At 65.8% G+C, this 25,899-nt stretch carries 17 protein-coding genes; 10 read left to right on the forward strand and 7 right to left on the reverse strand.

What is annotated here, in order from left to right; translation table 11 throughout:
• Window positions 1–248: 248 nt before the first annotated feature.
• Window positions 249–2,207, forward strand: a complete 1,959-nt coding sequence (locus QOL82_RS14965; protein WP_283443090.1) for a hypothetical protein — start codon at window positions 249–251, stop codon at window positions 2,205–2,207.
• Window positions 2,208–2,393: 186 nt separating this feature from the next.
• On the opposite strand, the gene QOL82_RS14970 is transcribed toward QOL82_RS14965, so the two are convergent.
• The 5 genes from QOL82_RS14970 to QOL82_RS14990 form a co-directional block, all read right to left on the reverse strand.
• Window positions 2,394–2,825, reverse strand: coding sequence for a gamma-butyrobetaine hydroxylase family protein (locus QOL82_RS14970; protein ID WP_283443091.1), 432 nt, complete (start codon window positions 2,823–2,825; stop codon window positions 2,394–2,396).
• Between the two features lie 5 nt (window positions 2,826–2,830).
• A complete protein-coding gene (locus QOL82_RS14975) occupies window positions 2,831–3,271 on the reverse strand; it encodes an HIT family protein (RefSeq protein WP_283443092.1) in 441 nt (146 codons plus the stop codon).
• Window positions 3,268–7,278, reverse strand: coding sequence for an FAD/FMN-binding oxidoreductase (locus tag QOL82_RS14980; RefSeq protein WP_283443093.1), 4,011 nt, complete (start codon window positions 7,276–7,278; stop codon window positions 3,268–3,270). Before QOL82_RS14980 ends, QOL82_RS14975 begins: the two co-directional genes overlap by 4 nt.
• Window positions 7,279–7,715: 437 nt before the next feature.
• Window positions 7,716–8,285 (reverse strand): hypothetical protein, encoded by a 570-nt coding sequence (locus QOL82_RS14985; protein WP_283443094.1) that lies wholly within the window; start codon window positions 8,283–8,285, stop codon window positions 7,716–7,718.
• A gap of 60 nt (window positions 8,286–8,345) precedes the next feature.
• On the reverse strand, window positions 8,346–8,834 hold the full coding sequence (locus QOL82_RS14990; protein WP_283443095.1) for a YqaA family protein: 489 nt from the start codon (window positions 8,832–8,834) through the stop codon (window positions 8,346–8,348).
• Between the two features lie 42 nt (window positions 8,835–8,876).
• On the opposite strand from QOL82_RS14990, the gene ilvA reads away from it, so the two are divergent.
• The 6 genes from ilvA to QOL82_RS15020 all read left to right on the forward strand — a co-directional run bounded on the left by ilvA (window position 8,877) and on the right by QOL82_RS15020 (window position 14,625).
• Window positions 8,877–10,496, forward strand: coding sequence for a threonine ammonia-lyase, biosynthetic (ilvA, locus tag QOL82_RS14995; RefSeq protein ID WP_283443096.1), 1,620 nt, complete (start codon window positions 8,877–8,879; stop codon window positions 10,494–10,496).
• Window positions 10,497–10,561: 65 nt separating this feature from the next.
• The gene (gene queF / locus QOL82_RS15000) at window positions 10,562–11,401 is read left to right on the forward strand and encodes an NADPH-dependent 7-cyano-7-deazaguanine reductase QueF (RefSeq protein WP_283443097.1); all 840 of its coding nucleotides are present in this window, start codon (window positions 10,562–10,564) and stop codon (window positions 11,399–11,401) included.
• Between the two features lie 220 nt (window positions 11,402–11,621).
• Window positions 11,622–12,095, forward strand: coding sequence for a PTS sugar transporter subunit IIA (locus QOL82_RS15005; protein ID WP_283443098.1), 474 nt, complete (start codon window positions 11,622–11,624; stop codon window positions 12,093–12,095).
• 27 nt (window positions 12,096–12,122) lie between these two features.
• The gene (gene hprK, locus QOL82_RS15010) at window positions 12,123–13,064 is read left to right on the forward strand and encodes an HPr(Ser) kinase/phosphatase (RefSeq protein ID WP_283443099.1); all 942 of its coding nucleotides are present in this window, start codon (window positions 12,123–12,125) and stop codon (window positions 13,062–13,064) included.
• A 47-nt stretch (window positions 13,065–13,111) separates the two neighbouring features.
• On the forward strand, window positions 13,112–13,975 hold the full coding sequence (gene rapZ / locus QOL82_RS15015) for an RNase adapter RapZ (protein ID WP_283443100.1): 864 nt from the start codon (window positions 13,112–13,114) through the stop codon (window positions 13,973–13,975).
• Window positions 13,976–13,992: 17 nt separating this feature from the next.
• Window positions 13,993–14,625: an LON peptidase substrate-binding domain-containing protein gene (locus tag QOL82_RS15020; protein ID WP_283443101.1), complete on the forward strand. Its 633-nt coding sequence runs from the start codon at window positions 13,993–13,995 to the stop codon at window positions 14,623–14,625.
• A 46-nt stretch (window positions 14,626–14,671) separates the two neighbouring features.
• Here QOL82_RS15020 and QOL82_RS15025 read toward each other — a convergent pair whose 3' ends face one another.
• Window positions 14,672–15,904: an MFS transporter gene (locus tag QOL82_RS15025; RefSeq protein WP_283443102.1), complete on the reverse strand. Its 1,233-nt coding sequence runs from the start codon at window positions 15,902–15,904 to the stop codon at window positions 14,672–14,674.
• Between the two features lie 118 nt (window positions 15,905–16,022).
• Here QOL82_RS15025 and QOL82_RS15030 point away from each other — a divergent pair, with 118 nt between their 5' ends.
• Window positions 16,023–16,931 carry a LysR family transcriptional regulator gene (locus QOL82_RS15030; RefSeq protein ID WP_283443103.1) on the forward strand — a complete coding sequence of 303 codons (909 nt, stop codon included), beginning with the start codon at window positions 16,023–16,025 and terminating at the stop codon, window positions 16,929–16,931.
• A 132-nt stretch (window positions 16,932–17,063) separates the two neighbouring features.
• The gene (locus tag QOL82_RS15035; RefSeq protein WP_283443104.1) at window positions 17,064–18,128 is read left to right on the forward strand and encodes an asparaginase; all 1,065 of its coding nucleotides are present in this window, start codon (window positions 17,064–17,066) and stop codon (window positions 18,126–18,128) included.
• Between the two features lie 65 nt (window positions 18,129–18,193).
• On the opposite strand, the gene QOL82_RS15040 is transcribed toward QOL82_RS15035, so the two are convergent.
• Complete coding sequence (locus QOL82_RS15040; protein WP_283443105.1) at window positions 18,194–19,528, reverse strand: sensor domain-containing protein; 1,335 nt, start codon at window positions 19,526–19,528, stop codon at window positions 18,194–18,196.
• Window positions 19,529–19,879: 351 nt separating this feature from the next.
• Here QOL82_RS15040 and QOL82_RS15045 point away from each other — a divergent pair, with 351 nt between their 5' ends.
• The gene (locus QOL82_RS15045) at window positions 19,880–25,858 is read left to right on the forward strand and encodes a CHAT domain-containing protein (RefSeq protein ID WP_283443106.1); all 5,979 of its coding nucleotides are present in this window, start codon (window positions 19,880–19,882) and stop codon (window positions 25,856–25,858) included.
• Window positions 25,859–25,899 lie beyond the last annotated feature (41 nt).

Here is a 25,899-nt window from a genome sequence, read left to right on the forward strand (position 1 = left end):
CGGAGCTATACGATGCGGATACGGCGCATTGCTGCTCAGACTAGCCGCGTGAACCCGGACCGGTCTCCCATCACCATCTGCATCATCGACCGGCGAATGCCCGCACCGGACGTCCCTCTCATTTCCATGCACATGACCCGCCCCGATTAAACCGTAGCAGGCTGGCGCACCATTTTTTGTCTGGCGTTACGAATCGGGATCGGCGTTACAGCAACGCATTCCACAAATACTTCGGTTAAGGCGAAACCATGAGCATCGCATCAAGCATTAACAATCCCAAAGTGACTACAACGCCATTCATGCAGAACACCTTGACCCAGCCAGATGCGCCTTCGCTACCCATGCATGACGCTGTAAATGCTGCATCAGGAGAATTATCCTCCACGGCGTCTTCTCCCGACCACCCGACAGTCCAGACCCCGGTCATTACCACCCGGGAAAACAGCAAGGCGACAACCTTTGAATCCATGCCACGAGCGATAATTCAAGGGAATGCTGATGCCCAGGGCAATTTAAGCGTCATATCCGGACGCGAATGCGACGCCAAGACACACTATGCCAAGGCAGTAAAATGCTTTCGGCTAGCAGAGGAACAGCAGCTTGCTCGTGCCCAAGGCAAACCAGTCGAGAGTCGCGGATGCGGAGATCCCGTCGAGCGGAACTACGCCAAAGCAGTCAAGCACTATCATCTGGCGGCGGATCTGGGCCACATCAGTTCCCAACATAATTTAGGCATTATTTATGCGACGGGACAAGGCGTTGCGCAAAACCATGCAAACGCCTTCAAGTACTTTCAGCTAGCAGCAGAACGAGGGAATTTTAAAGCCCAATATAATTTAGGCGTCGCGTATGAATACGGCCGTGGTGTAGAGCCGAACCATGCAGAAGCATTCAGGTGCTATCGACTGGCAGCAGATCAAGGGCATGTTGCTGCCCAATATAATTTAGGCCTCGCGTATGAATACGGCCGTGGTGTCGAGTCGAACCATGTAGAAGCCTTCAGGTGCTATCAACTGGCAGCAGATCAAGGACATGTTGTTGCGCAGCTCAATGTAGGCGAAATGTATAACAACGGCTGCGGCGTTGCGCAAAGCGCTCACGACGCAGTCGGGTATTACAAACTGGCCGCAGATCAGGGAAATGCCCTTGCCCAGTACAGTCTGGGCTTCCTGCACCATTACGGAAACGGCGTTGAACGGAGCTTTGAAAAAGCAATTGAGTACTATCGGCTAGCGGCAGATCAAGGTGATGTTGAATCCATGGTCTCTCTAGGCACCATGTACGAAAAAGGCTGCGGCGTTGCAGTGCACCATGCCAACGCAATCCAGTACTATCAGCTTGCGGCGGCTCAGGGACATGCCCTCGCTCAATACAATTTAGGCGTCATGCATCAGAAAGGCGCTGGCGTTGTGCGCAATTATGTCAAGGCGGCTGAGTACTACGAACTAGCCGCTGAACAAGGCGATAACGAGGCGCAACGCAAGCTGGGGGAATTGTACAGGGACGGGAAAGGTGTCTTACCCGATGCGGAAAAGGCAATGCGCTGTTTTTGGAAGGCTAACCGGTCGACAAATGTCATCGATTTTTCCCATGCTGGCATTACCGACGAGATGATGCAGCATCTGCCTGGGTTGTTTGAAGAATTTGGTGCTTATATCCAGACGAACGAGCGCCTCGGGGTGACAAATCTCGACTTATCCATGAACTCCATGACGGATAACAGCGCCCCATTCATCGCGCTTATTCTCAGGCACACCAGGACCTTGACGGAGCTATCCATTGAATACTGCGGCATTACCGATCACGGCATGACACATATTCTCGATGCGCTTAAAAACTACAACACAAGTGTGGTTGACTTCGCGTTTTATGGCCTCAGCACAACGAATAAGGAAACGCTTGATACGCTCATTGAACAAAACAGGACCATCAACAAGATTCTGGGCGGGCTGGAGACTTGTTACCCTATGGAGGTCCCAAAAGCATTCGATATTCTGCCCATGGATATCTCACGCCAACTTCTGTCCACCATTGCAGTGGTGCATGCTAAAAACCCACCGCCTTCCAACATAATCAGTTTGATTGCTTCCCTTATTTTTCCTAAACCGGCAACCACCAGACAGGCGGTGGACGAAGCCTATAACTTTTTCATGAGCGATCCGGCCAGCACTTCGCGCAACGCAGGAATAAAACAGAAGCATTCCTGATTCCTGGTTTATTTATTCTGCATTGATGTTTTACCTGAGCCTCGATTTGCAGGCTTGCAGGGTATGACGAGCGGCAGCGCATTGCGCCATTGGCCAGTCGTGCCGAGCGATGGCCGTGTGCAAGTTATTCGAACGGGTTCGGCGGCCTGAATATCCAGTGCCGCCTTGCCGTTCGATTACAAGCTGTCAGCCGCACCCATGCCCGCCAGCCGCCTTCGCCACCATTGCCAGGTCGCGCCCGGCCTCCCGCCCGTGGCCCGCCGCGTCCAGCCGCGCCAGGTAATCTTCCCATAGCTCGGCCTGGTTGTTGCCCAGCCAGTACAGGTATTCCCATGAAAACATGCCGGTGTTGTGGCCGTCGTCGAAATGCGGCTGCACCGCATAATTGCCGACCGGCTCCAGCGCGGTCAGGTCGACGTTGCGCTTGCCGGTCTGCAGGGTTTCCTGGCCGGGGCCGTGGCCGCGCACTTCGGCCGACGGCGAATAGACGCGCAGCAGTTCGAAGGGCAGCGAGAAGCTGGCGCCGTCGTCGAAGGCGATGTCGAGCAGGCGCGACTGCCTGCGTACCGCGATCTCGGTCGGCGCCGGCGCGGGTGGGGTTTGCTTGGAGCCAGCCATGATGATTATTCCTCTGAAGTGGCGCGCGCCAGTGCGGCGCGCAATGCAGGCAGCGCGGCCAGGCGCGCGGCGAGCGCGCCGGCATCGGGCTGGCGCTGCGCGGCAGCCCAGACCGGCGACGGAAAATGCGCGTCGTCGTTAAAGCGCGGTATCACGTGCCAGTGCAGGTGCGGCGTCATGTTGCCCAGGCTGGCCAGGTTGATCTTGTCCGGGTTCAGGGTCTCCCTGAGCGCGGACTCGACCTTCATCACCATCTGCATCATCGCGCTGCGCGAGGCCGGCGGCAGGTCGGTCATTTCCTTCACGTGCGCATTCCAGATGACCCGGCAGAAGCCCGGGTACTGCGCATCGTCCACCAGCACCACGCGCAACTGCGCATCGCGATAGAGTTCCTCGCCGCCGCGGCCGTCGCACAGTTCGCAGCCGGTCGCCGCCGTGGCCGTCATACCAGCACCCGCTCGATGCCGCCGTTGTTGGCGCGGCCGACGTAGTCTTCCATCCAGCCCGCTCCCAGCAGGTGGCGCGCCATCTCGACGACGATGTAGTCGGCGGTAGTGCCCGAGTCCTCGTTGTAGCGCGACAGTCCCTGCAGGCAGGACGGGCAGGACGTCAGCACCTTGACGTCGCCGGTGAAGCCGTCGGCGCGCAGCTTGTCGGCGCCCTTCTCCATCTCGCTTTCCTTGCGGAAGCGGATCTGGGTCGACACGTCTGGACGGCTCACCGCCAGCGTGCCCGACTCGCCGCAGCAGCGGTCGTTCTTCTCGATCTTCTGCGCGTCCACCGTGGTGATCAGCGTGTTGACCGTCTTCAGCGGGTCCTGCAGCTTCATCGGGCTGTGGCAGGGGTCGTGGTACATGTAGCGCACGCCGCCGACGCCCTCGAGCTTCACGCCCTTCTCCATCAGGTATTCATGGATGTCGACGATGCGGCAGCCGGGGAAGATCTTCTCGAATTCATAGCCCTGCAGCTGGTCGTAGCAGGTGCCGCAGGACACGATGACGGTCTTGATGTCCAGGTAGTTCAGCGTGTTGGCCATCCGGTGGAACAGCACCCGGTTGTCGGTGATGATCTTCTCGGCCTTGTCGAAGTCGCCGGAACCGCGCTGCGGATAGCCGCAGCACAGGTAGCCCGGCGGCAGCACGGTCTGCACGCCGACGTTCCACAGCATCGCCTGCGTCGCCAGGCCGACCTGCGAGAACAGCCGCTCGGAACCGCAGCCCGGGAAGTAGAACACGGCCTCGGTGTCGGCGGTCGTGGTCTTCGGGTCGCGGATGATGGGGACGATCTTGTCGTCCTCGATGTCGAGCAGCGCCCGCGCGGTCTTCTTGGGCAGGTTGCCCGGCATCTTCTTGTTGATGAAGTGGATCACCTGCTCGCGCACCGGCGGCTTGCCGTGCGTGGCCGGCGGCGCCTTGGTCTGCTTCTTCGCGAACTTCTTCAGCACCTCGTTGCCGAGCCGCTGCGCCTTGTAGCCCCAGCCCATCATCACCTGGCGGGTGGCGTTGATGGTGGCCGGGTCGGTCGCGTTCAAGAAGAACATCGACGCGGTGGTGCCGGGGTTGAAGGACTTCTTGTCCATCTTCCGCAGCAGGTTACGCATGTTCATCGAGACGTCGCCGAAATCGATGTTGACCGGGCATGGCGTCACGCACTTGTGGCAGACCGTGCAATGGTCGGCCACGTCCTCGAACTCTTCCCAGTGCTTGATCGACACGCCGCGCCGGGTCTGCTCCTCGTACAGGAAGGCTTCGACCAGCAGCGAGGTGGCGAGGATCTTGTTGCGCGGCGAGTACAGCAGGTTGGCGCGCGGCACATGGGTCGCGCAGACCGGCTTGCACTTGCCGCAGCGCAGGCAGTCCTTGATGCTGTTGGCGATGGCGCCGATGTCGCTCTGCTGCATGATCAGCGACTCGTGGCCCATCAGGCCGAAGGACGGCGTGTACGCATTGCGCAGGTCCGAGTGCAGCGCCGGGTCGTTCAGCAGCTTGCCCTTGTTGAAGCGGCCTTCCGGGTCGACCCGGTGCTTGTAGTTGCGGAACTCGACGATCTCGTCCTCGGTCAGGAACTCGAGCTTGGTGATGCCGATGCCATGCTCGCCCGAGATCACGCCGTTGAGCGAGCGCGCCAGCGTCATGATGCGTGCCACCGCGGCATGCGCGTCCTGCAGCATTTCATAGTGGTCGGAATTGACCGGCAGGTTGGTATGGACGTTGCCGTCGCCCGCGTGCATGTGCAGCGCGACGAAGACCCGGCCGCGCAGCACCTTCTTGTGGATCGCCGTGCATTCGTCGAGCACCAGCTTGAACGCGCCGCCGTTGAAGATCTGGCGGAGACCGGCGCGCACGTCGCTCTTCCACGAGATGCGCACGGTGCGGTCCTGCGTCACGTCGAACAGGCTGGCGTCCGGCTGCTGCTGCAGCCGCTCGTCGAAGGCGGCCGCAAGCTTGTGCAGGCCCAGCACGTCGAGGTCGGCCCTGGCGTCGGCCAGCGGCTTGTCCATGTTGGACAGCAGGTAGGTCCAGCGCGCATGCACGCCGGCCAGCAGCTGCTCGGCCTGGCTGACCCGGTCCTCCAGCAGTTCGGCCGGCGGAATGCCGCCGCCCTCGGCGTCGTCGCTCTTGCCCAGCGGCAGGTTGCCCTTGGCGAAGAAGGCGCGCAGCTCATCCACCAGCTGCAGCTTGTTCCTGATCGACAGCTCGATGTTGATGCGCTCGATGCCGTCGGTGTACTCGCCCATCCGGTTCAGCGGGATCACCACGTCTTCATTGATCTTGAAGGCATTGGTGTGCTTGGCGATCGCGGCGGTGCGGGCGCGGTCCAGCCAGAATTTCTTGCGGCTCTCCGGGCTGACCGCGACGAAGCCTTCACCGACGCGGGTGTTGGCGATGCGGACCACTTCGGATGCCGCGCGCGCGACCGCGTCCTCGTCGTCGCCGACGATGTCGCCGAACAGCGCCATCTTGGGCAGCACGCCGCGCTTGCTCTTGGTCGCGTAGCCGACCGCGCGCAGGTAGCGCTCGTCCAGGTGTTCAAGGCCGGCCAGGATGGCGCCGCCCTTTTTCGTCTCGGCGTCCAGGTAGTCCTTGATCTCGACGATGGACGGGATCGCGTCGCGCGCCTGGCCGAAGAATTCCAGGCACACCGTGCGCGTGTGCTTCGGCATCTTGTGCAGGATCCAGCGGCCGGACGTGATCAGGCCGTCGCAGCCTTCCTTCTGGATGCCGGGCAGGCCGGACAGGAACTTGTCGGTCACGTCCTTGCCCAGGCCTTCCTTGCGGAACACGCTGCCGGCCACTTCGATGATCTCGGAACGGAAGGGCTGGTTACTGCGGCCGCGCGCGGCCGGCTTGGTCCACTCCAGGCGGAACTTCACCACCTTGGCGTCATGGATCTTGCCGAGGTTGTGCTCCAGCCGGGTGACTTCCAGCCAGTCGCCGTTCGGGTCCACCATGCGCCAGCTGGCGAGGTTGTCGAGCGCAGTGCCCCACAGCACGGCCTTCTTGCCGCCGGCATTCATCGCGATATTGCCGCCGATGCAGGACGCCTCGGCCGAGGTCGGGTCCACCGCGAACACGAAGCCGGCTTTTTCCGCCGCGTCCGACACCCGCTTGGTGACGACGCCCGCGCCGGTGAAGATGGTCGCGTACTCGCGGTCGACGCCGGGCAGCATGGTCATCTCGACCTCGCCCAGCTGTTCCAGCTTTTCGGTGTTGATGACGGCCGACAGCGGCGTCAGCGGGATCGCGCCGCCGGTATACCCGGTGCCGCCTCCGCGCGGGATGATGGTCAGCCCCAGCTCGATGCAGCCCTTGACCAGGCCGGCCATTTCCTCTTCGCTGTCCGGCGTCAGCACCAGGAACGGGTATTCGACGCGCCAGTCGGTGGCGTCGGTCACGTGCGAGACGCGCGACAGGCCGTCGAACTTGATGTTGTCCTTCTCGGTATAGCGTCCCAGCACCTTCACCGCGCGGCGGCGCAGGTCGTAGGTCTGGCGGAATTCCTCGCCGAAGTCGGCAACCGCGCGGCGCGCGGCCGTCAGCAGCGTCTCGACCGCGCTGCTGCGCTGCTGGGGGTTCATCTCGCCGCCCTCGGCATGCTCGGCGACATCCGCGCTCAACCGGCGCTTGTCCACTTCTGCCAGCCTGTGGTTGAGCGCATCGATCAATGCCTGGCGCCGCTTCGGGTTGTCCAGCAGGTCGTCCTGCAGGTAGGGATTGCGCCGCACCACCCAGATATCGCCCAGCACTTCGTACAGCATGCGGGCCGAGCGCCCGGTCTGGCGCGCGCCGCGCAGCGCGTCCAGCAATTGCCAGGATTCCTCCCCCAGCAGCCGGATCACGATTTCACGGTCGGAGAACGACGTGTAGTTATACGGAATTTCCCGCAAGCGGGTGGGCGCGGCGCCGGGCGGCGCGTCGGACAACAGGGCCTGGATTTGTGCTGGGGCGTTCATCTGGAAGGGGTACCGGGAGGGCTGACGCGAAAGGCGCATTTTAGCGTATTGCGCACTATCGGGCTGTCCGGGGAAATGGCGCCGGGGCGGCCGCCCGGAAAAGCAGGGCCATGCCGGTTTGCAGCCGGTTTGAAGCGACGCAATTCGTCCCGGCACAATCGAAAAATGGCAATGTGCCGGCGCCGCTCCTGGCAATGCGGAATTTCCTGTTGACGCCATTTATCCGGCTTTTAAGAACCGGATGGAAATAACGATGCGGCTTTATATTGGAATGAACCGGGCAGGCGGCGCTTTATCCGATTTTGCCGCGCAAACGCCGGGCGTCACGTTTTTAATAAGGACGGCCTGTCGATTGCGACAGGCCGGCGGCGCTTCACTTTAATTCGGCGTGGACGACCCGCCAGCCTCGTGCCACCCGATTGCCGGAACGCATGCGCTCAAGACTTGGGGACAAGCGGCGGACCGTCATGAAACACATAGTCAGCCATCTTTTTCGCGCCGCCCGGTTCGGAGAGTTCCGCTGCAATGCTGACGAGCGCGCCGCCGACGCCGGTGCCGTAGAAGAATCCCATCAACGCCCTTCCAAAATCGTCGCCGGCGCCGCCGGCCGCGACGAGGTCGAGCTGGGATTCCGTCAGTGGCCTCGTGTCAGGCGATCCGGCGGTCGATTCGAGGAATTGGTTCTGGTCGGCGGTATCGAATGGAATATTGCGGGCAGCGGCAATTTCGCCCAGCCATGTCATTCTTTCGGCAATATCCGGCGTCGACTGTAGTTTTTCCTGCAGGCCGGGATCCTGTTTAATGACATCTTTTAATGCTTCCAGCGCTTTTAAATTAATGGCCACTTGCTGCTCCTTCGAGAAAATTTGGTCATTGCCCGGGATTTCTGCATCCCGGACAGCCCGATTCCAGATGCGGGGAATCGCGGGCTTCTCATTGGAACCGGCCATTACGGCAATACCAAATTCTGATTGCTCATTACTTTCAATGCTTATCCAATTATTCAATCTGGAACAAGCCAGGCATAAAACCTACTAGGCGCCGATCCCGTTTCAGGGCGGCCGGGCCTACAGCATGTTGACGATCCGCTGCCAGAATCCGTCCGGCACATAGAGCAGCGCCGTGGTCACGCAGACGTAGCGCAGGAATTTGCCGATCGCCATGTAGGCGACGCTGGGCCAGAACGGCAGCCGCAGCCAGCCGGCCACCGTGCAGATCGGGTCGCCGACGCCGGGCAGCCAGGACAGCAGCAGCGTCTTGGCGCCGTACCGTTCGAGCCAGTGGAACCAGCGCGTCCTGCGCTCCCTGGCGAACACCTGCTTGGCGCTGTAGCCGAGCGCGTAGTTGACCATGCCGCCCAGGGTATTGCCGACGGTTGCCACCAGGATGACCGGCCAGAACAGGGTGTCGTTGCCCTTGATGACCGCGAAGACCGCCGGCTCGGAACCCATCGGTATCAGCGTTGCCGAGACCAGGCTGATAAAGAACACGGAAGTCAGCCCGACAACCGGGGCGGAAAGGAAATCAAGTAGCCATTGGATTGCAGACAGGATCATTCGATGTCGGGAAGCGCCCGCTTGGAAAATTGTTGGTGACGCATGCCGCCGCAGGCATGCGCCGGGGCGGTCCCGTCAAGGGGCGTCCATTATAATGTGTTGCTTTGCCGAACACGCCGCACCCTCCGCCAGGAAGCCATGACCACCGATTACCTGAAGAAAATCCTGACCGCCCGCGTCTACGACGTCGCCATCGAATCGCCGCTGGAGTTCGCGTCCAGCCTGTCCGAGCGCACCGGCAACCGCATTTACTACAAGCGCGAGGACATGCAGAGCGTGTTCAGCTTCAAGCTGCGCGGCGCCTATAACAAGATGGCGAACCTGACGCCGGCGCAACTGAAGCGCGGCGTCATCTGCGCGTCCGCCGGCAACCATGCGCAGGGCGTCGCGCTGTCGGCGTCGCGGCTGGGCTGCAAGGCGCTGATCGTGATGCCGACGACCACGCCGCAGGTGAAGATCGACGCGGTCCGGGCGCGCGGCGGCGACGTGGTGCTGCACGGCGAATCCTACAGCGACGCGTATGCACACGCGCTGACGCTGGAGAAGAAGCAGAAGCTGACCTTCGTCCACCCGTTCGACGACCCCGACGTGATCGCCGGCCAGGGCACGATCGCGATGGAAATCCTGCACCAGCATTCCGGCCCGATCCACGCGATCTTCGTGGCCATCGGCGGCGGCGGGCTGATCGCCGGCATCGCCGCGTATGTGAAGGCGGTGCGGCCCGAGATCAAGGTGATCGGCGTGCAGACCACCGACTCCGACGCGATGGCGCAGAGCCTGGCCGCCGGACGCCGGATCACACTGCCCGACGTCGGCCTGTTTTCCGACGGCACCGCGGTCAAGCTGGTCGGCGAGGAAACCTTCCGGCTGGCGAAGATGTATGTCGACGACATCATCGTGGTCGACACCGACGCCGTCTGCGCGGCGATCAAGGACGTATTCCAGGATACCCGCAGCATCCTGGAGCCGGCCGGCGCGCTGTCGATCGCCGGCGCCAAGGCGTATATCGAGCGCGAGCGGCTGGCGAAGCGGCCGCTGAAGAACGAGACCCTGGTCACGATCGCCTGCGGCGCCAACATGAACTTCGACCGGCTGCGGCTGGTGGCGGAGCGGGCCGAGGTCGGCGAGGCGCGCGAGGCGGTGTTCGCGGTGACCATCCCGGAGCAGCGCGGCAGCTTCCGCCGCTTCTGCGAACTGATCGGCGCGCGCAGCGTGACCGAATTCAATTACCGGATCAGCGGCGAGGCCGAGGCACACGTGTTCGTCGGCCTGCAGATCGCCAACCGCGAGGAGCCGGGCAAGATCGCGAAGGCCTTCGAGAAACAGGGCTACCGCACGCTGGACCTGACGCACGACGAGCTGGCCAAGATGCACATCCGCCACCTGGTGGGCGGCAAGAGTCCGCTGGCGCAGGACGAGATGCTGTACCGCTTCGAGTTCCCGGAACGCCCGGGCGCGCTGCTGCGCTTCCTCGACAGCATGGCGCCGAACTGGAACATCAGCCTGTTCCACTATCGCAACCAGGGCGCCGATGTCGGCCGCATCCTGGTCGGGCTGCAGGTGCCGAAGAAGGAAATGAAAGCCTTCCGCGCGTCGCTGGCGAGCCTCGGCTACCGCTACTGGGACGAGAACGACAACCCGGCCTACAAGCTGTTCCTGTAAGCCGCTGTCAGACCCGCGTCAGCGGAATCTGGCAAAATGCCCGCTTTTCGCCGAGTTCCGTTGCCATGACTACGCCAGACACGCCGCAAGATTCGCCGCTGGGCAAGCCCGCTACCTACAAGAGCGAGTACGATGCCGCCCTGCTGTTTCCCATCGCGCGCCAGGGCAAGCGCGACGAGCTGGGCCTGACGGGCACGCTGCCGTTTTTCGGCATCGACATCTGGAATGCCTATGAAGTCTCGTGGCTGAACATGCGCGGCAAGCCGCAGATCTGCATCGCCAGCTTCATGATCCCGGCCGACTCGCCGAACATCGTCGAATCCAAGTCGTTCAAGCTCTACCTGAATTCCTTCAACCAGACCCGGCTGGGAGGCACCGATGCGCTGCTCGAACTGCTGCGCGCCGATTTGTCGGCCGCCACCGGCGCGCCGGTGCAGGTGACGCTGACCCTGCCGGAGGATTTCGGCAAGCAGAAAATCGGCACGCTCGACGGCCTGCTGCTGGACCGGCTGGAGATCGAGGTCGACCAGTACACGCCGGACATCGCCCTGCTGAAAACCGCGAGCGAGGAAGCGCCGGTCGAGGAAGTGCTGGTTTCGCACCTGCTCAAGTCCAACTGCCTGGTGACCGGCCAACCTGACTGGGGTAGCGTGCAGATCCGTTATGTCGGGCCGGCAATCGATCAAGAGGGCCTGCTCAAGTACCTGATAGGCTATCGCAATCACAATGAATTCCACGAGCAGTGCGTCGAACGGATCTTCATGGACCTGATGCGGCATTGCCGGCCGCAAAAGCTCGCGGTCTATGCCCGCTTTACGCGCCGCGGCGGCCTGGACATCAATCCGTGGCGCAGTAACTTTTCCACCGGCCAGCGTCCTTCCAACGCCCGTTTGCCGAGGCAGTAGACGACAGCCTGGAGCATCGTATATTTTGCATCGGAAACATTTCCTAAATACATTGCCTCGCTGACGCTTCGCGTATAAAGTGCGACTGGAAACACGCCAGGTCACACCCATATACGAGGACAGCGGCCATATCGAGGCCGCCCTGGCATAGGTGGACTGCGCGCTACGCGGCCCTGCCTATAATCCGCAGCGACGAGCCACTTATATTGCGCATCGCATCATGACCCATTTCAGCCAAATCCTCCCTCTCGAAAACGTCGTGCTTGATATGGACGTGTCGAGCAAGAAACGCACTTTCGAACAGGCGGGATTGATTTTCGAAAACAATTTCGGCATTGCCCGCTCGGCGGTGTCGGACAACCTGTTCGCCCGCGAACGGCTGGGTTCCACCGGGCTAGGTCACGGCGTTGCCGTGCCGCACGGCCGCATCAAGGGCCTGAAGGCGCCGATTGCCGCATTCGTCCGGCTTGCCGCGCCCATCCCGTTCGAGTCTCCCGACGGCCAGCCGGTCAGCCTGCTGACCTTCCTGCTGATTCCGGACAATGTGACCCAGCAGCACCTCGAAATACTGTCGGAGATTGCCGAAATGTTTTCCGACGACGCCTTCCGCGCCGGGCTGCTGCAGGACCCGGACGCACAGTCCGTGCACCAGCGCATCGTAGGCTGGCAATCCAGCATGCAGAACGTCGCCTGATCGACCCACCCTACCCGCGCCCGCCAGATGCCGCTCTCCACTCCCCTGTCGATCCAGCAGCTGTATGACGATAACCGCGAAGCGCTGCAACTCGGCTGGTTTGCCGGCTTTCCCGGCGGCGAGCGGCTGATCTCGGGCGACGCCGCGTCGGCGGCGGACCAGGTCGGCCACCTGAACCTGATCCACCCGGGCCGCATCCAGGTGTTCGGCCACCAGGAAACCGCGTACTACAAGAAGCTGTCGCCGCTGTCGCGCCAGCACCAGACCGAGGAGCTGGTGGCCGGATCGCCGCCGGCCTTCATCATTGCGCAGGGCCTGGAAACGCCGGCCTACATCCTGGCGATCTGCGACGAAAAGAATATCCCGCTGTTCTCCACGCCGCTGCCGGCCGCGCAGGTGATCGACTACCTGCGGGTCTACCTGTCCAAGAAACTGGCGCAGCGCATCACGATGCATGGCGTCTTCATGGACGTGCTCGGTGTTGGCGTGCTGATCACCGGCGAGTCGGGCCTCGGCAAGAGCGAACTGGGGCTGGAGCTGATTTCACGCAACCACGGGCTGGTGGCGGACGACGTGGTGGAATTCGCCCGGATCGCGCCGCACATGATCGAGGGCCGCTGCCCGACGCTGCTGCAGAACCTGCTGGAAGTGCGCGGCCTCGGCCTGCTGGACATCCGCACGATCTTCGGCGAGACCGCGGTGCGCCGCAAGATGCGGCTGAAGCTGATCGTGCACCTGGTCCGGCGCAGCACGCTGGAAGAGAACTATGAGCGGCTGCCGCTGCATTCGCAGACCGAGGAAGTGCTGGGGCTGCCGATACGTAAGGTGGTGATCCCGGTCGAGGCCGGCCGCAACCTCGCGGTGCTGCTGGAAGCCGCGGTGCGCAACACCATCCTGCAGCTGCGCGGCATCGACACGCTGAAGGATTTCATGGAGCGCCAGCAGAAGGCGATGGACGACGACGCCTAGCGTATTCGCCCGCCTAGGCCGGAGGCGCTTTACGGTATGATCCTGAAATGCGCATCCTTATCATCACCGGCATTTCCGGCTCCGGCAAATCCATCGGACTGGCAGCTCTCGAAGATGCCGGTTATTTCTGTGTAGACAACCTTCCGCCGACGCTGCTGCGGGCGCTGGTGGAGACCCGGCAAAAGGATGGCGCCGCCAAGCTGGCGGTTGCCGTCGACGCCCGCAGCGCGCTGTCGCTGGCCGAACTGCCGGCCGACATCCGCTGGCTGAAGCAGCAGGGGCACGATGTCAAGGTCCTGTTCCTGACCGCCAAGACCGAGTCGCTGATCACCCGTTTTTCCGAGACCCGCCGCAGCCACCCGCTGTCGCACCGCGAGGCGACCGACAAGAGCCCGACCGACAGGCCGACGCTGGTCGAATGCATACGCCGCGAGCGCGAGATGCTGGCCGACATCGAGGGCCTGGGCCAGGTGATCGACACGTCCGGGCTGTCGGCCAACAAGCTGCGCGCCTGGATCAAGGACCTGGTGGGCAGCGACCATACGCCGCTGACGCTGCTGTTCGAGTCGTTCGCGTTCAAATATGGCGTGCCGCTCGACGCCGACCTGGTGTTCGACGTGCGCATCCTGCCGAACCCGTATTACGACCTGGCGCTGCGCCCGCTGACCGGGCGCGACGAGCCGGTCATCCATTTCCTCGACGCGCTGCCCGAGGTCGCCGACCTGATGGCCGACATCCGGCATTTCGTCGAGAAATGGCTGCCTTCCTTCAAGAACGACAATCGCAGCTACCTGACCGTCGCCATCGGCTGCACGGGCGGCCAGCACCGTTCCGTCTATTTCGTCGAAAACCTGGCGGCGCATTTCCACGACGCGGCCAGGGTGCTCAAGCGCCATCGCGAACTGGACTAAACCTACCTCTCCCGACCATGTCCGACCAAGCCTGGCTGCCGCTCTTTCCTCTCGACACCGTGCTGTTTCCGGGCGGCGTGCTGCCGCTGAAGATCTTCGAGGCGCGCTATATCGACATGGTGCGCGACTGCATGAAGCGCGACGCGCCGTTCGGCGTGGTGCGCATCAAGTCGGGCAAGGAAGTGGGCGCGGCGGCCGAGCCAGACCGCATCGGCTGCCTCGCGCATATCGTCGAATGGGACATGCCCGATCTCGGCCTGCTGATGCTGCAGACCAGCGGCAGCCAGCGTTTCCGCATCCTGGAGACGCGGGTGCTGCCCGACCAGCGGATCGAGGCGATCACCGAGCCGATACCGGACGACGCCGAAGTCCCCGCCAGCATCGAACTGGTAGCCTGCGCGCGGGCATTGAAAACCGTGATCGAGGATATTACCGAGGCGGCCGGCGACGGCGGCTTCCGGCCCTTCCCTGCCGAACTGCGCCTGGACAGCGCCTGCTGGGTCGGCAACCGCTGGTGCGAGATCCTGCCGATTTCCACGCTGGCCCGGCAAAAGCTGCTGGAGCTGACCGATGCGCAGACCCGGCTTGGCATCGTCCACCAGTACCTGCTGCAGCACGGCATCATCGAAAAAACCACCGGCTACTCCTGATCGCATTCCCCGCCTCCGGGCGGCGCGTGATGTACCTGGGCCGGAATCAGGCCTTGGCCGGGACGCCCGCGACAGGCCCGGCCGACTTCCCGGACCAGGCGACGAGCGGCACCGCCACGGCCGCCGCCAGCGCGATCGCCGCCGCCACATAGCCGATGTTGCCGGCACCCCAGGCCGGGATGCTGGCCCCGCCGACGACCGCGCCGAGCGCGATGCCGGCATTGGCCGCCGAGACGTTGAGCGTGCCGGCCAGCGCCTGCGCATGGGACGCGGCCTTCATCACGCGGATCTGGCAGACCGGATAGAGCGCCGTATTGGCGATGCCCCAGACCGCCAGCGCGACGGCCAGCCAGACCAGGTTGCCGGCCGCCATCATCGCGAAGGCCATGCCGCCGGCCAGCACGACGCTGAAGGCGGCGGTCGTCGCCAGCGGATGCCGGTCGACCCACTTGCCGCCCATCCAGTTGCCGACCAGGCCGACCGCGCCGAATCCCATCAGCCACCATCCGACCCGGGCCGGCGCGATCCCGGCCACCGTTTCCAGCGTGTCGGCCAGGTAGGTATAGGCGGTGAACATGGCGGTAAACACCACGACCGACAGCGCGACATTGGCGAGAAAGTAAGGATCGCGCAGGATGCGCGCCTGTTCGGCCAGCCGCATGCGCTGCGACGCCCGCTGCGCCGGCATGCACCACTGCAGCAGGATGGCGACGAGCAGGGAAAGCGCGGCCAGCGCGTAGAACGCGCCGCGCCAGCCGATGGCGTCGGCGGCCAGGGTGCCGAGCGGGATGCCGAACAGCATCGCGGCGGATATGCCCAGGTAGACCGTCGAGACCGCGCGGCCGGCGCGTTCCGGCCCTGCCAGCTGTGCAGCCGTTTCGCTGGCCGTGCCCCAGAACACCGGCAGCGCCAGCGCCGGAACGATGCGGGCGATCGCCAGTATCCACAGGTTGGGCGCCACCGCGGCGAGCGCATTGGCGCCCGCGAAAAGCAGCAGGATCGCGACGAACAGGCGTTTCCTGTCGATATGCGACAGCCACGCGGTCAACAGCGGCCCGGACAGCATCACGACGACCGCGAACAGCGTGACGAGCTGCCCGGCGGTGGAAATCGGGATGGCGAGGTCGCGCGCCAGCGCAGGCAGCAGGCCGACGATCAGGAACTCGGTCGTCACGATGACGAAGGCCGCGACTGCCAGGATCAGGGTGGCCAGCGCCGGCCCGCGCGCGGCGGAAGGTCCGCCGGCGCTGTCGGCCGGCAGGGATTCGGGATGGGACATGGTGGGTGAAGCTCCTGGAGGAAAGGCGGTCCAGCAGCATATTGAAGAACTGGATTCTTATCTCCGATATATTTTCTATAGACTATGGAATTAAATTCCTATATCTCTGATCGGCAACATGATCCAGTCCGAGCGCCTCAAGGGCATAGAAGCATTCGTCGCCACGGCCGACGCAGGAAGTTTCACCGCCGCGGCCGGGCAGCTGCACCTGACCAATTCCGCCGTCGGCAAGGCGGTTGCCCGGCTCGAGGAACGGCTGAACACGCGGCTGTTCGACCGCACGACGCGCCGACTTGCGCTGACCGACGCCGGCAATGCCTTCTACCGCATCTGCGTGCGTGTGCTCGGCGAGCTGGAAAGCGCCGAGCAGGTGCTTGCCGCCGAACAGCTGGAGCCGTCGGGCCGCCTGCGGGTGGACCTGCCGGCCACTTTCGGCCGCCTGAAGGTCCTGCCGCTGCTGCTGTCCTTTTGCGAACTGCATCCGGCGGTGCAGCCCCATATCTCGTTTACCGACCGCATCGTCGATATCAGCGACGAAGGCATCGACGTGGCCGTGCGCATCGGCGGGCCGGAAGCCTGGCCGGCAAGCGTCGGGCACCGCTTCCTGGGCGCCGAGCGACGGATCTTCTGCGCGTCGCCCGGCTACCTGGCGCGACGCGGCGCGCCCCGCACGCTGGACGAGGCGGCCGCGCATGACGCGGTGACTTATGGGACGGCGGATGGCGCCGCCAGCCCCTGGCTGATTGCACGGGGCAATGCGCCGGTCGAACGCCGCGCCGTCGAAGGCCGCATCGTGGTCGGCAATGCCGAGGCCCAGGTGGCGGCTGTGCTCGCCGGCTTCGGCATTGCGCAGCTTGCAACCTGGCTGGTCGACGACCACCTGCGGGAAGGCCGGCTCGTGCAGATCCTGCCGGACTGGGCGGCGGACGGGCTGCCGCTGCACCTGGTCTGGGCGCGCAGCCGGCAGCTGCTGCCCAAGGTCGACGGCCTGCTGGCCTATCTGGCCGACACGCTCATCATCCGCTGACGGCGCAGCAGCGATGCCGGCCTGGAAGACAGGGGGACCGCCGCCAGTGAAACATGATAAGTTTCTCCGGCTTTAACATTTCACCGCCAGATGCCGGGCAATCAAGCATCCCATCGACACATTAGAAGACCAATGACAAAACTCACTTCCCTTGCCGCCTCCCTTGCATCCTCTTTTGCCCTGCTCGCCGCCACCGCGGCCCATGCGCAGCAGGCGCAACCCGTAGTCACGCTGATCGCCACCGGCGGCACGATCGCAATGAAGATCGACCCCGTGAAGAAAGCCCCGGTCCCGGCGATCTCCGGCGATGACCTGCTCGCCACCGTTCCCGACGTCGCCAAGTATGCGAAGGTCGAGGTCAACAATATTTCCAATGTCCCGTCCGACTACATGGATCCTGCCCGCTGGGTGCAGCTGACCAAGGCGGTCCAGGACGCGCTGGCGCGCCCCGAGGTGGCCGGCGTCATCGTTTCGCACGGCACCGATACGCTGGAGGAAACCGCCTACTGGCTCGACCTGACGGTGAAGTCCGACAAGCCGGTGGTGCTGATCGGCGCGCAGCGCAATGCCTCCGAACCGGACTTCGACGGCCCGCACAACCTGCTCGGCGCGGTGCGGATCGCCGTCGACCCGCAGGCAAAATCCAGGGGCGTCATGCTTGCCATGAACAGCCAGATCAATGCCGCCCGCGACGTCACCAAGACCCATACGTCCAGCGTCGAGACCTTCAAGTCCGGCGATTTCGGTTTCCTCGGCGTGGTCGATTTCGACCGCGTCACCTTCTCGCGCAGCCCGCTGCGCCGCCAGTTCGTGCCGGTGCGCACCGACAAGATGCCGGACGTGGAAATCGTCTCGATGTACGGCGGCGCCGACGGCAAGCTGCTGCGCTCGGCAGTGGACAATGGCGCGAAGGGCATCGTGGTGCAGGCGCTGGGCTGGGGCAACATGAACATCCCGATGTTCAACGCGGTCAAGTACGCGCTGTCGAAGAACGTGCCGGTCGTGATCTCGACCCGGGTGCCCAATGGCCGGGTGCTGCCGAATTACGGTTTCGAGGGCGGTGGCAAGACGCTGGCGGACGCCGGCGCGGTGATGGCCGACGACCTGTCGCCGGCCAAGGCGCGCATCCTGCTCATGCTGCTCCTGCAGGACGGCGTCGGCGGCCAGCGCGACCTGCAAGCCGCATTCAGCCGGTAACTTCCAGCCGCTGACTTCCAGCCGCCGATCGCCGGCGGCGCATTTGTTCGGCGGACCGAGGCGGCTTAAACCCCGCCGCGCTTGGCCAGGTACATCGCCTCGTCCGCCCGCTTGAGCAGCGCTTCGCCGCTGCTTCCATGCTCCGGGTAGAACGCGATGCCGATGCTGGGCAGCACCTGGAGCAGGTGCGGGCCGACCTGCACCGGCTGGCTCAGCGCCTCGTGGATCTTGGCGGCGACGGCGGCCGCGTTCGCCGCCAGTCCGGCGCTCTCCAGCAGCACCACGAACTCGTCGCCGCCGAGGCGGGCGACCGTGTCGGAATCGCGCACGCAGGTCTTCAGCCGGCGCGCAACCTCCTGCAGCAGCGCGTCGCCGGCGGCATGGCCGAACGAGTCGTTGACCTCCTTGAACTTGTCGAGGTCGAGATACAGCAGGGACAGCCGGCCCTGGCTGCGGCGCAGGCGCGCGAGCGCGGTCTCCAGCCTGTCGTAGAACAGCCGCCGGTTGGGCAGGCCGGTCAGCTGGTCATGGTTAGACGCATGATTCAGCCTCTCATGCAGCCGTATGCGTTCCACCGCGCTGGCGATCTGCGTCGAGATGAAGCGCAGCAGCTCCTTGTCTTTCTCGGTGTAGCAGGCGTGGGTCAGCAGGCTTTTCAGGAACACCGCGCCGATCGCGCCATGCTGCGTGGACAGCGGCACCGCCAGCCAGCACAGCGTGCCGCCGGCGACCAGGTCCTGCACCTCGGCGGCAAAGCCGGCGGCTGTCTGCGGCGTCAGCAGCAGCGGCTGCCCGGTGCGCTGCAGTTCCGCATACATCAGCGCGGTGGCCGGCTCGAAGTGGGCCGGCTGCGTGTCGTCCTCGTCCAGCCGGTAGGGAAAGGACAGGCTGCCGGCATCATGCAGGCCCACGCTGAAATTGCGCGCGGGCAGCAGGCCGTCGATGATCCGGTGTATCCGTTCGCACAGGTCGGGCAGCCCCTCGGCCGCATGGGTGGCTTCCGAGATCGCATACAGGGCGACCTGCATCGATTCCGCCTGCCGGCGCGCGGTGACGTCGCGCGCCACGGCGATGCGCAGCTGGTCCTTTTCCGACCAGCGCGCGGTCCACATGATGGTCACCAGTTCGCCGTCCTTGCGGACATAGCGGTTCTCGAAATAAAACTGCTCGTCGCCCGCCATGACCCTGGCGGCCGCGGCCAGCGTGCGCTCCCGGTCGGCGGGCGCGACCAGATCGATCATCGGACGGCCGACCAGTTCCTGCTGCGTGTAGCCGAAAATACGTTCGCAGGCGGCGCTGACATAGACGAAACGCCCGTCGGTATCGACCGCGCATATCGCATCGAGCAACAAGTCGATAAATCCGGTCGGCTCATAGCTGGTCCTTGTTTCAATCTGCATTCATCACCTGGGAAGTTGCGTCCTTGTCAGCAGGGCTGGCAAGGCTCCCGGTGCAAATGCGCCCGGAAACTGCCAACATTTTCATGATGGCATGAATTTGCATGCACTTGGGCACGACCTGCGATGGTAATCGCGGCGTTTATGTTCGATCACCGGCATTACCAACCTTTTGATGTACAGCAAGTGCCTACCCGGCCAGGCTTTTACATTGGAAAGGACGCCAGTTTCCGATGGTCCATCGCTGTCGCCGGTCCTGCATCCCGCCATTCCACGGCCGGACAGGCCGGGCAAGGGGGGCAGACCTGCCGCTGCAGGACCCCGATGACAACAGGCAGGCACGGAGCCAACCGCATGACGACTGCCGACGACAGCAACAGCCGCTTGCCGCAACCGAAGCCACCGGCGCAAACGCCGGTGCCAGTGCCGCTGTCGCTGTCCGGCCGCGAGACCGGAGCCAGGCTGCCGTCGCTGCTGAACCCGGTCATGCGCGGCGGCGGCCTGGACGATCCTTTTCTCCCCGCTGGTTTCCTGACGCCGGTCAGGACCTGGGACGTCGACCCGCTGGCGCGCGGCGCCGCCCTGGCCGATGGCGCGGCCGAGCAGCGGCACGATGCCGGCGCCGACGAAGTGGTGGTGCTGGAGCTGACCGACGGCAGCATCTTCATCAGCAGCGCGGCCCGCCTGCAGGCGACGCTGCAAGTGAGCCGGCCGCAATTGCTGGCGCCGGACGGCACGGTGCTGCTGGAGAAACTGCGGGTCGAGGGCGCACAGGCGCGCGGCCTGCTCGGCGAGGCGGCCGGCGGGCTGCTGCGCCGGGTCAGCACGCTGGTGGTCGGCCGCACCGACCCGGTGCTGGAACAGGCGGCGCGGCTGGCCCGCCCGGTCGAACTCGGCATCAGCTGGGCCGGCACCAGGGCGCTGATGATGGCCATCGAAAGCCGGCTGTCCGACCCCGGCCCCGGCCTTTATCGCTGGAACGGCGCCGACAGCGCCGGCCCCGCGCTGCGGCCGGCTGCCTTCGGCGACGGCGGCGCGCAGCCGGACCCGGCGCGCTCTCCCATCCTCGTCTTCATCCACGGCACCGCGTCCAGCACGCTGGGCAGCTTCGGCGACCTGCGCGGCGCCAATCCTGCGCTGTGGTCGGCGCTGGAGCAGCGCTATCCCGGCGGCCTCTACGGTTTCGAGCACCGGACGCTGTCGGAAAGCCCGATCGAGAATGCGCTCCAGCTGGCCGCGGCGCTGCCGGCCGGCGCCCAGGTCAGCCTGGTGTCGCATTCGCGCGGCGGCCTGGTGGCCGACCTGCTGTGCCTGGGCGACTTCGACGCGCTGATCGGCGACTATGCGTATGCGTTCGAAGGCACCGGCGACGCTGATCCGGCCGAGGCGGCGCGGGTGCTGGCCGAACTGGCCGGCGCGCACAAGGAGCAGCGGGTGCAGCTGCGCCAGCTGGCCCGGCTGCTGCGCGAGAAGCGGCTGCAGGTCCAGCGCTATGTGCGCTGCGCCAGCCCGGCCCAGGGCACGCGGCTGGCCAGCGGCAACTTCGACCTGTTCCTGTCGGGCATCCTGACCCTGATCGGCCAGGTGCCGTACTTCTTCGGCAATCCGCTGTATTCGGCCTTCAAGCGCGTGGTCATCGAGATCGCCCGCAACCGCACCAACCCGCACCTGGTGCCCGGCATCGAGGCGATGCTGCCGGATGCGCCGATGGCCAGGCTTCTGCGGGACGCGCCGCCGCGGCTGCCGCTGCAGATGGCGCTGATCGCCGGCGACATCGAGGGCGGCAACCTGCTGAAGCGGCTGGGCGTGCTGCTGACCGACTTCCTGCTGTTCGAGAATGTCGACAACGACCTGGTGGTCGACACCGCGTCCATGCTCGGCGGCATCGCGCCGCACAGCGCGGCGCGCGTGCTGTTCGACCGCGGCGCCGACGTCTCGCATTTCCGCTATTTCGACAACGACGACACCCGTTCCGCGCTGCGCGACTGGCTGGTGGCCGCCGACCCGGCGCAGCTGGCGGCATTCCAGCCGCTGCAGGCCGGCTTCACCAGCATGGACGCCGCCGGCATCGTCGCATCCCGCGGCGGGCCGCCGCTGCCGGACCGGCCGGTGGTGGTGGTGCTGCCCGGGGTGATGGGCTCCACCTTGCGGGTGAACGGCGACGACCGGGTCTGGTTCGACCTGCCCGACCTGATCGCCGGCGGCCTGGAAAAGATAGGCTGGGACCGGCAGCAGGTGGAAGCCGAGACGCTGTGGGACCGCTATTACGGCAGCCTGTGCGCCTACCTGGCCAAGAGCCACCGGGTGCAGCCGTTCGCCTACGACTGGCGGCAGCCGCCGGACGTGCTGGGCGAGCGCCTCGGCGAATTCCTCGACGCGCTGATGAAGGAAACGCAGCAGCCGGTGCGGCTGCTGGCGCACAGCATGGGCGGCCTGGTGGTGCGCGCCTGCGCGGCCCGGCGGCCCGGCGTGATGGACATGCTGATGCAGCGCGACGGCGCGCGCCTCGTCATGCTGGGCACGCCCAACCAGGGCGCCTGGTCGATGGTGGAAAACCTGCTGGGCAAGGGCAGCACGCTGCGCACGCTGATCCGGCTCGACCTGCAGCACGACATGCAGCAGGTGCTGGACATCGTCGCCGCCTTTCGCGGTCCGCTGGCGCTGCTGCCGCGGCCCGGCTTCAGGGACATGTTCCAGGGCCAGCCAGACGGCGGCGGCGACTATGCGCTGCAGGACAGCGCCACCTGGGCCGCGTTCAGGGACAAGGTGCGCGACTTCTGGTTCGGCGACCATCATTCGGCGCTGCCCGCCCAGCAGGCGCTGGACGACGCATCATGGCTGTGGCGGCAGGATGCCGCATCCTCCCCGGACGGACGGCCGACGCTGCCGGCGACATGGGCCGCCAAGAGCATCTACGTGCATGGCGTGGCGGCCACCACGCCATGCGGCGTGCGCGAGGAAGGCGGCCGGCTGAAGATGGTCGGCACCAGCCGCGGCGACGGCACCGTGACCTGGGAGTCGGGACGCATCGGCGGCATCGGCAGCTTCTACTACATGCCGGCCGCGCACGGCGACCTGCCGGCCACCGCCGACTACTTCCCGGCGCTGGCCGAGCTGCTGGCGGGCGGCGCGACCGCCGCCCTGGCGCAGCAGCCGCCGGCGCTGCGCGACGCGCTGCAGGCGCTGCCGGTCACCTACGACGCCGGCCCGCCGACCGCCGACGATGCCGACGCCATCGAGCGCGGCCTGATGGGCGGCGCGCTGCGGGCGCAGGTGGCGCCGCGCGCGAAGCGGCGGCTGGAAGTGGCGGTCCGGGCGATGGACCTGCGCTTCGTGTTCGAGCCCATCATGGTCGGCCATTACGAGAACGATGCGATCGCCGGGCCGGAAAGCCTGATCGACCGCGAACTGCTGCAGGGCGACCTGAGCGAGCGCCGTTCGCTGGGCCTGTATGCGGGGCCGCGCGGCACGGTCACGGTCGCGCTGCGGGTGCAGCGGCATGGCCGGCAGGCCAGCGAGCTGCTGAGCGGCGCGGTGGTGACCGGGCTCGGCGCCTACGACGGCGCGCTGTCGCTGGCCGAGCTGACCGAGTCGGTGCGCTCCGGCGTGCTGCGCTACCTGCTGCAGGTGATCGACGTGCTGGGCGAGGCGCCGCGCGAGCTGTCGCTGGCCACGCTGCTGCTGGGCTATAACTCGTCGGCCAACCTGAGCGTGGCTGCCTCGGTCGAGGCGCTGGTGCGCGGCGTCATCGAGGCCAATGCCCGCTTCCAGCAGACCACGCGGCTCGACATCCGCGTCGCGCGCCTCGACATCGTCGAACTCTATCTCGACACCGCGATCACCGCGGTCTACGCGCTGCGCGACCTGGCGCCGACGCTGGCCGGCTACGCGGCGGACCAGGGCGCGCTGCTGGTCTGCCGCGATGCGCTGGAACAGGGCGACGGCGTGCGCCAGCGGCTCTTCGACAGCCGCGCCGGCAGCTACTGGCCGCGGCTGATGGTGACCGACGCCGCCCGCAGCGGCGATGTCGGCCACGAGCGCCGCACCGGTCCGCAGATCGCCGACCGGCTGCGCTTTCTCTACATCGGCCAGCGGGCGCGCGCCGAGGCGGTGGTCCAGCAGCGCCAGCCGGGGCTGGTCGAAACCCTGGTGCGGCAGCAGATCGGCAGCGCGGTGTGGCAGGACAGCTTCGGCCGCATGCTGTTCCAGCTGATGGTGCCGCATGATTTCAAGGAAGCCGCGCGCGAGCTGGAGCGCATCGTGCTGGTGGTCGACGCGTACACCGCCAACCTGCCGTGGGAACTGATGCTGGCCGACGACCCGTCGCGCAGCGACCGCCAGGCGCTGCCGCTGGCGGTGCGCACGCCGGTGATCCGCCAGTTCGCCACCAACGACTTCCGGCGCCAGGTGCGCCAGGCCATTGCCCATACCGCGCTGGTGATCGGCAACCCGTCCACCCGCGGCTTCGGCGCCGCCTTCCCCGACGAGCGCGGCGCGCCCGGCCCGGAGCTTGCGCCGCTGCCGGGCGCGCAGGCCGAAGCCGAGGCGGTGGCCGCGGCGCTGTTCGGCCTCGGCTACGAGCTGCGGCAGGTCATCGGCGCCGGCAACGGCGCCACCAGCGTGCTGGCCGAGCTGTATGCCGGCCCCTACCGGGTGCTGCACGTTTCCGGCCACGGCGTCTACAACCTGCGCCACCGCGACGGCCGCGGCCGCGGCGGCGTGGTGCTGTCGGACGGCCTGCTGATCAGCGCGGCCGAGATCGGCGCGATGGAGACCGTGCCGGAACTCGTGTTCCTGAACTGCTGCCACCTGGGCCAGATCGAGGGCACGGTCAGCGACGGCAACCGGCTGGCCGCCAGCGTCGCGCGCGAGCTGATCGACATCGGCGTGCGCTGCGTGGTGGTGGCGGGCTGGGCCGTCAACGACAGGACCGCTGGCCTGTTCGCCACCGCGTTCTACGAGCAGCTGTTCCAGCACAAGCATGCGTTCGGCGACGCCGTGTTCGAGGCGCGCCAGCAGACATGGAAGGCGGCGCCGGCCGACATCACCTGGGGCGCATTCCAGGCCTACGGCGACCCCGGCTGGCGGGCCGACCCGCGCACCGCGGCGGCCGGCCCCGACCGGCCCGGGCTGTATGCGTCGCCCGAGGAGCTGCTGGACGAGCTTGCCAGCGTGCGGGCGGAACTGTCGCGCCGCACCAGCCTGCTGTCCCAGCGCGACGCCGAGGCGCAGGCGCAGCGCGTCGAGCAGCTGCTGAAGAGCCGCACGCCGCCCGGCTGGGCGATGCTGCCGGCGCTGAATTCCGCGCTCGGCGGCACCTGGCGCGACCTCGGCCGCTTCGACCGTGCGCGCGCGGCCTACCTGGCGGCGATCCAGGCCGAGGATGCCGCCGGCCGGGTGCCGATCCGGGACATCGAGCAGCTTGCCAATGTCGAGACCAGGCTGGCCGAGGAAAAGGCGGCGCAGGAACCGGACGCGCGCAACGGCGGCGCGGCGGGAGCGGAAACCGCGGAGCAGCTGCTGGACCTGGCGCTGGCCCGGCTCGACGGGCTGGAGAAGCTGGTGTCAGCCGGCGGGCGCCAGCCGAACGCGCCCGTCTTCAACGCCGAGCGCAGCATGCTGCTCGGCAGCGCGCTGAAACGCCGCGCCAGCCTCCATGCGCGGCGGCTGCTGGCAGCGGCCGGCCAGGACGGCAACGGCGAGCGGGAACGCGACATCCAGCGCAATGCCGAAGTCATGGCGGCAACGCTGGAACAGGCCGTGGCTGCCTACCGCAATGCCGAAGGCACGCCCGGCGACAGCCGCTTCACCCCGGCCGCAGCGCTGAACCGGCTGGCGCTGGACGCGCTGACGCCCTGGACCGACGGCGCCGCCCGCGACGCCGCGCTGGCGCTGGCGCAGCGCTGCCGCGAGGACGCCGTGCAGCGCCAGGCGAAGAGCCCGACCGTCTGGGGCGCGGTGCTGCTGCCCGAATCGCTGCTGGTGGAAAGCCTGCTCGACGGCAGCCTGGGGCGCGCCGGCGATGCCGGCCAACGCGCCTACGAACACCTGGCGCAAGCCTATTCGGACACGCTGGCGGAACTCAGCCTGAAGCCGGCAGACATCGACACCATGGTGTCGCAGATGGCGCTGCTGGCGCTGTTCTTCGACGCGCTCGCGATGCTGCGCGACGACGATGCGCTGCGCCGCACCGCGCAGCGGCTGCAGGACATCGCGCAGCTGCTGCAGCCCGGCCGCGAACGGCGCGAGCCGCCGGCGGCGCCGGACCGGGCAGTGGCCAGGAAAGCCGCGCGGCATGCGGTGGCGAAGAAAACCAGGCCGCGCAAGGCTTGATGTGAAACGCAGGCGGGACGAGCGCAGGCTCGGCGGCTTGC

The organism is Noviherbaspirillum suwonense (assembly GCF_900182955.1).
In the GTDB taxonomy this organism is placed as follows: Bacteria; Pseudomonadota; Gammaproteobacteria; order Burkholderiales; family Burkholderiaceae_D; genus Noviherbaspirillum_A; species Noviherbaspirillum_A suwonense.

Bases quoted from the DNA above. Each gene is read 5' to 3' on its own strand.
- QOL82_RS15040 (WP_283443105.1), bottom strand. From the start codon at position 19,528: ATGCAGATTGAAACAAGGACCAGCTATGAGCCGACCGGATTTATCGAC.
- rapZ (WP_283443100.1), top strand. From the start codon at position 13,112: ATGCGCATCCTTATCATCACCGGCATTTCCGGCTCCGGCAAATCCATC.
- QOL82_RS15025 (WP_283443102.1), bottom strand. From the start codon at position 15,904: ATGTCCCATCCCGAATCCCTGCCGGCCGACAGCGCCGGCGGACCTTCC.
- QOL82_RS15020 (WP_283443101.1), top strand. From the start codon at position 13,993: ATGTCCGACCAAGCCTGGCTGCCGCTCTTTCCTCTCGACACCGTGCTG.
- ilvA (WP_283443096.1), top strand. From the start codon at position 8,877: ATGCCGCCGCAGGCATGCGCCGGGGCGGTCCCGTCAAGGGGCGTCCAT.
- hprK (WP_283443099.1), top strand. From the start codon at position 12,123: ATGCCGCTCTCCACTCCCCTGTCGATCCAGCAGCTGTATGACGATAAC.
- QOL82_RS15030 (WP_283443103.1), top strand. From the start codon at position 16,023: ATGATCCAGTCCGAGCGCCTCAAGGGCATAGAAGCATTCGTCGCCACG.
- QOL82_RS14975 (WP_283443092.1), bottom strand. From the start codon at position 3,271: ATGACGGCCACGGCGGCGACCGGCTGCGAACTGTGCGACGGCCGCGGC.
- QOL82_RS15005 (WP_283443098.1), top strand. From the start codon at position 11,622: ATGACCCATTTCAGCCAAATCCTCCCTCTCGAAAACGTCGTGCTTGAT.
- QOL82_RS15045 (WP_283443106.1), top strand. From the start codon at position 19,880: ATGACGACTGCCGACGACAGCAACAGCCGCTTGCCGCAACCGAAGCCA.
- QOL82_RS14980 (WP_283443093.1), bottom strand. From the start codon at position 7,278: ATGAACGCCCCAGCACAAATCCAGGCCCTGTTGTCCGACGCGCCGCCC.
- QOL82_RS14965 (WP_283443090.1), top strand. From the start codon at position 249: ATGAGCATCGCATCAAGCATTAACAATCCCAAAGTGACTACAACGCCA.
- QOL82_RS15035 (WP_283443104.1), top strand. From the start codon at position 17,064: ATGACAAAACTCACTTCCCTTGCCGCCTCCCTTGCATCCTCTTTTGCC.
- QOL82_RS14970 (WP_283443091.1), bottom strand. From the start codon at position 2,825: ATGGCTGGCTCCAAGCAAACCCCACCCGCGCCGGCGCCGACCGAGATC.
- QOL82_RS14990 (WP_283443095.1), bottom strand. From the start codon at position 8,834: ATGATCCTGTCTGCAATCCAATGGCTACTTGATTTCCTTTCCGCCCCG.
- queF (WP_283443097.1), top strand. From the start codon at position 10,562: ATGACTACGCCAGACACGCCGCAAGATTCGCCGCTGGGCAAGCCCGCT.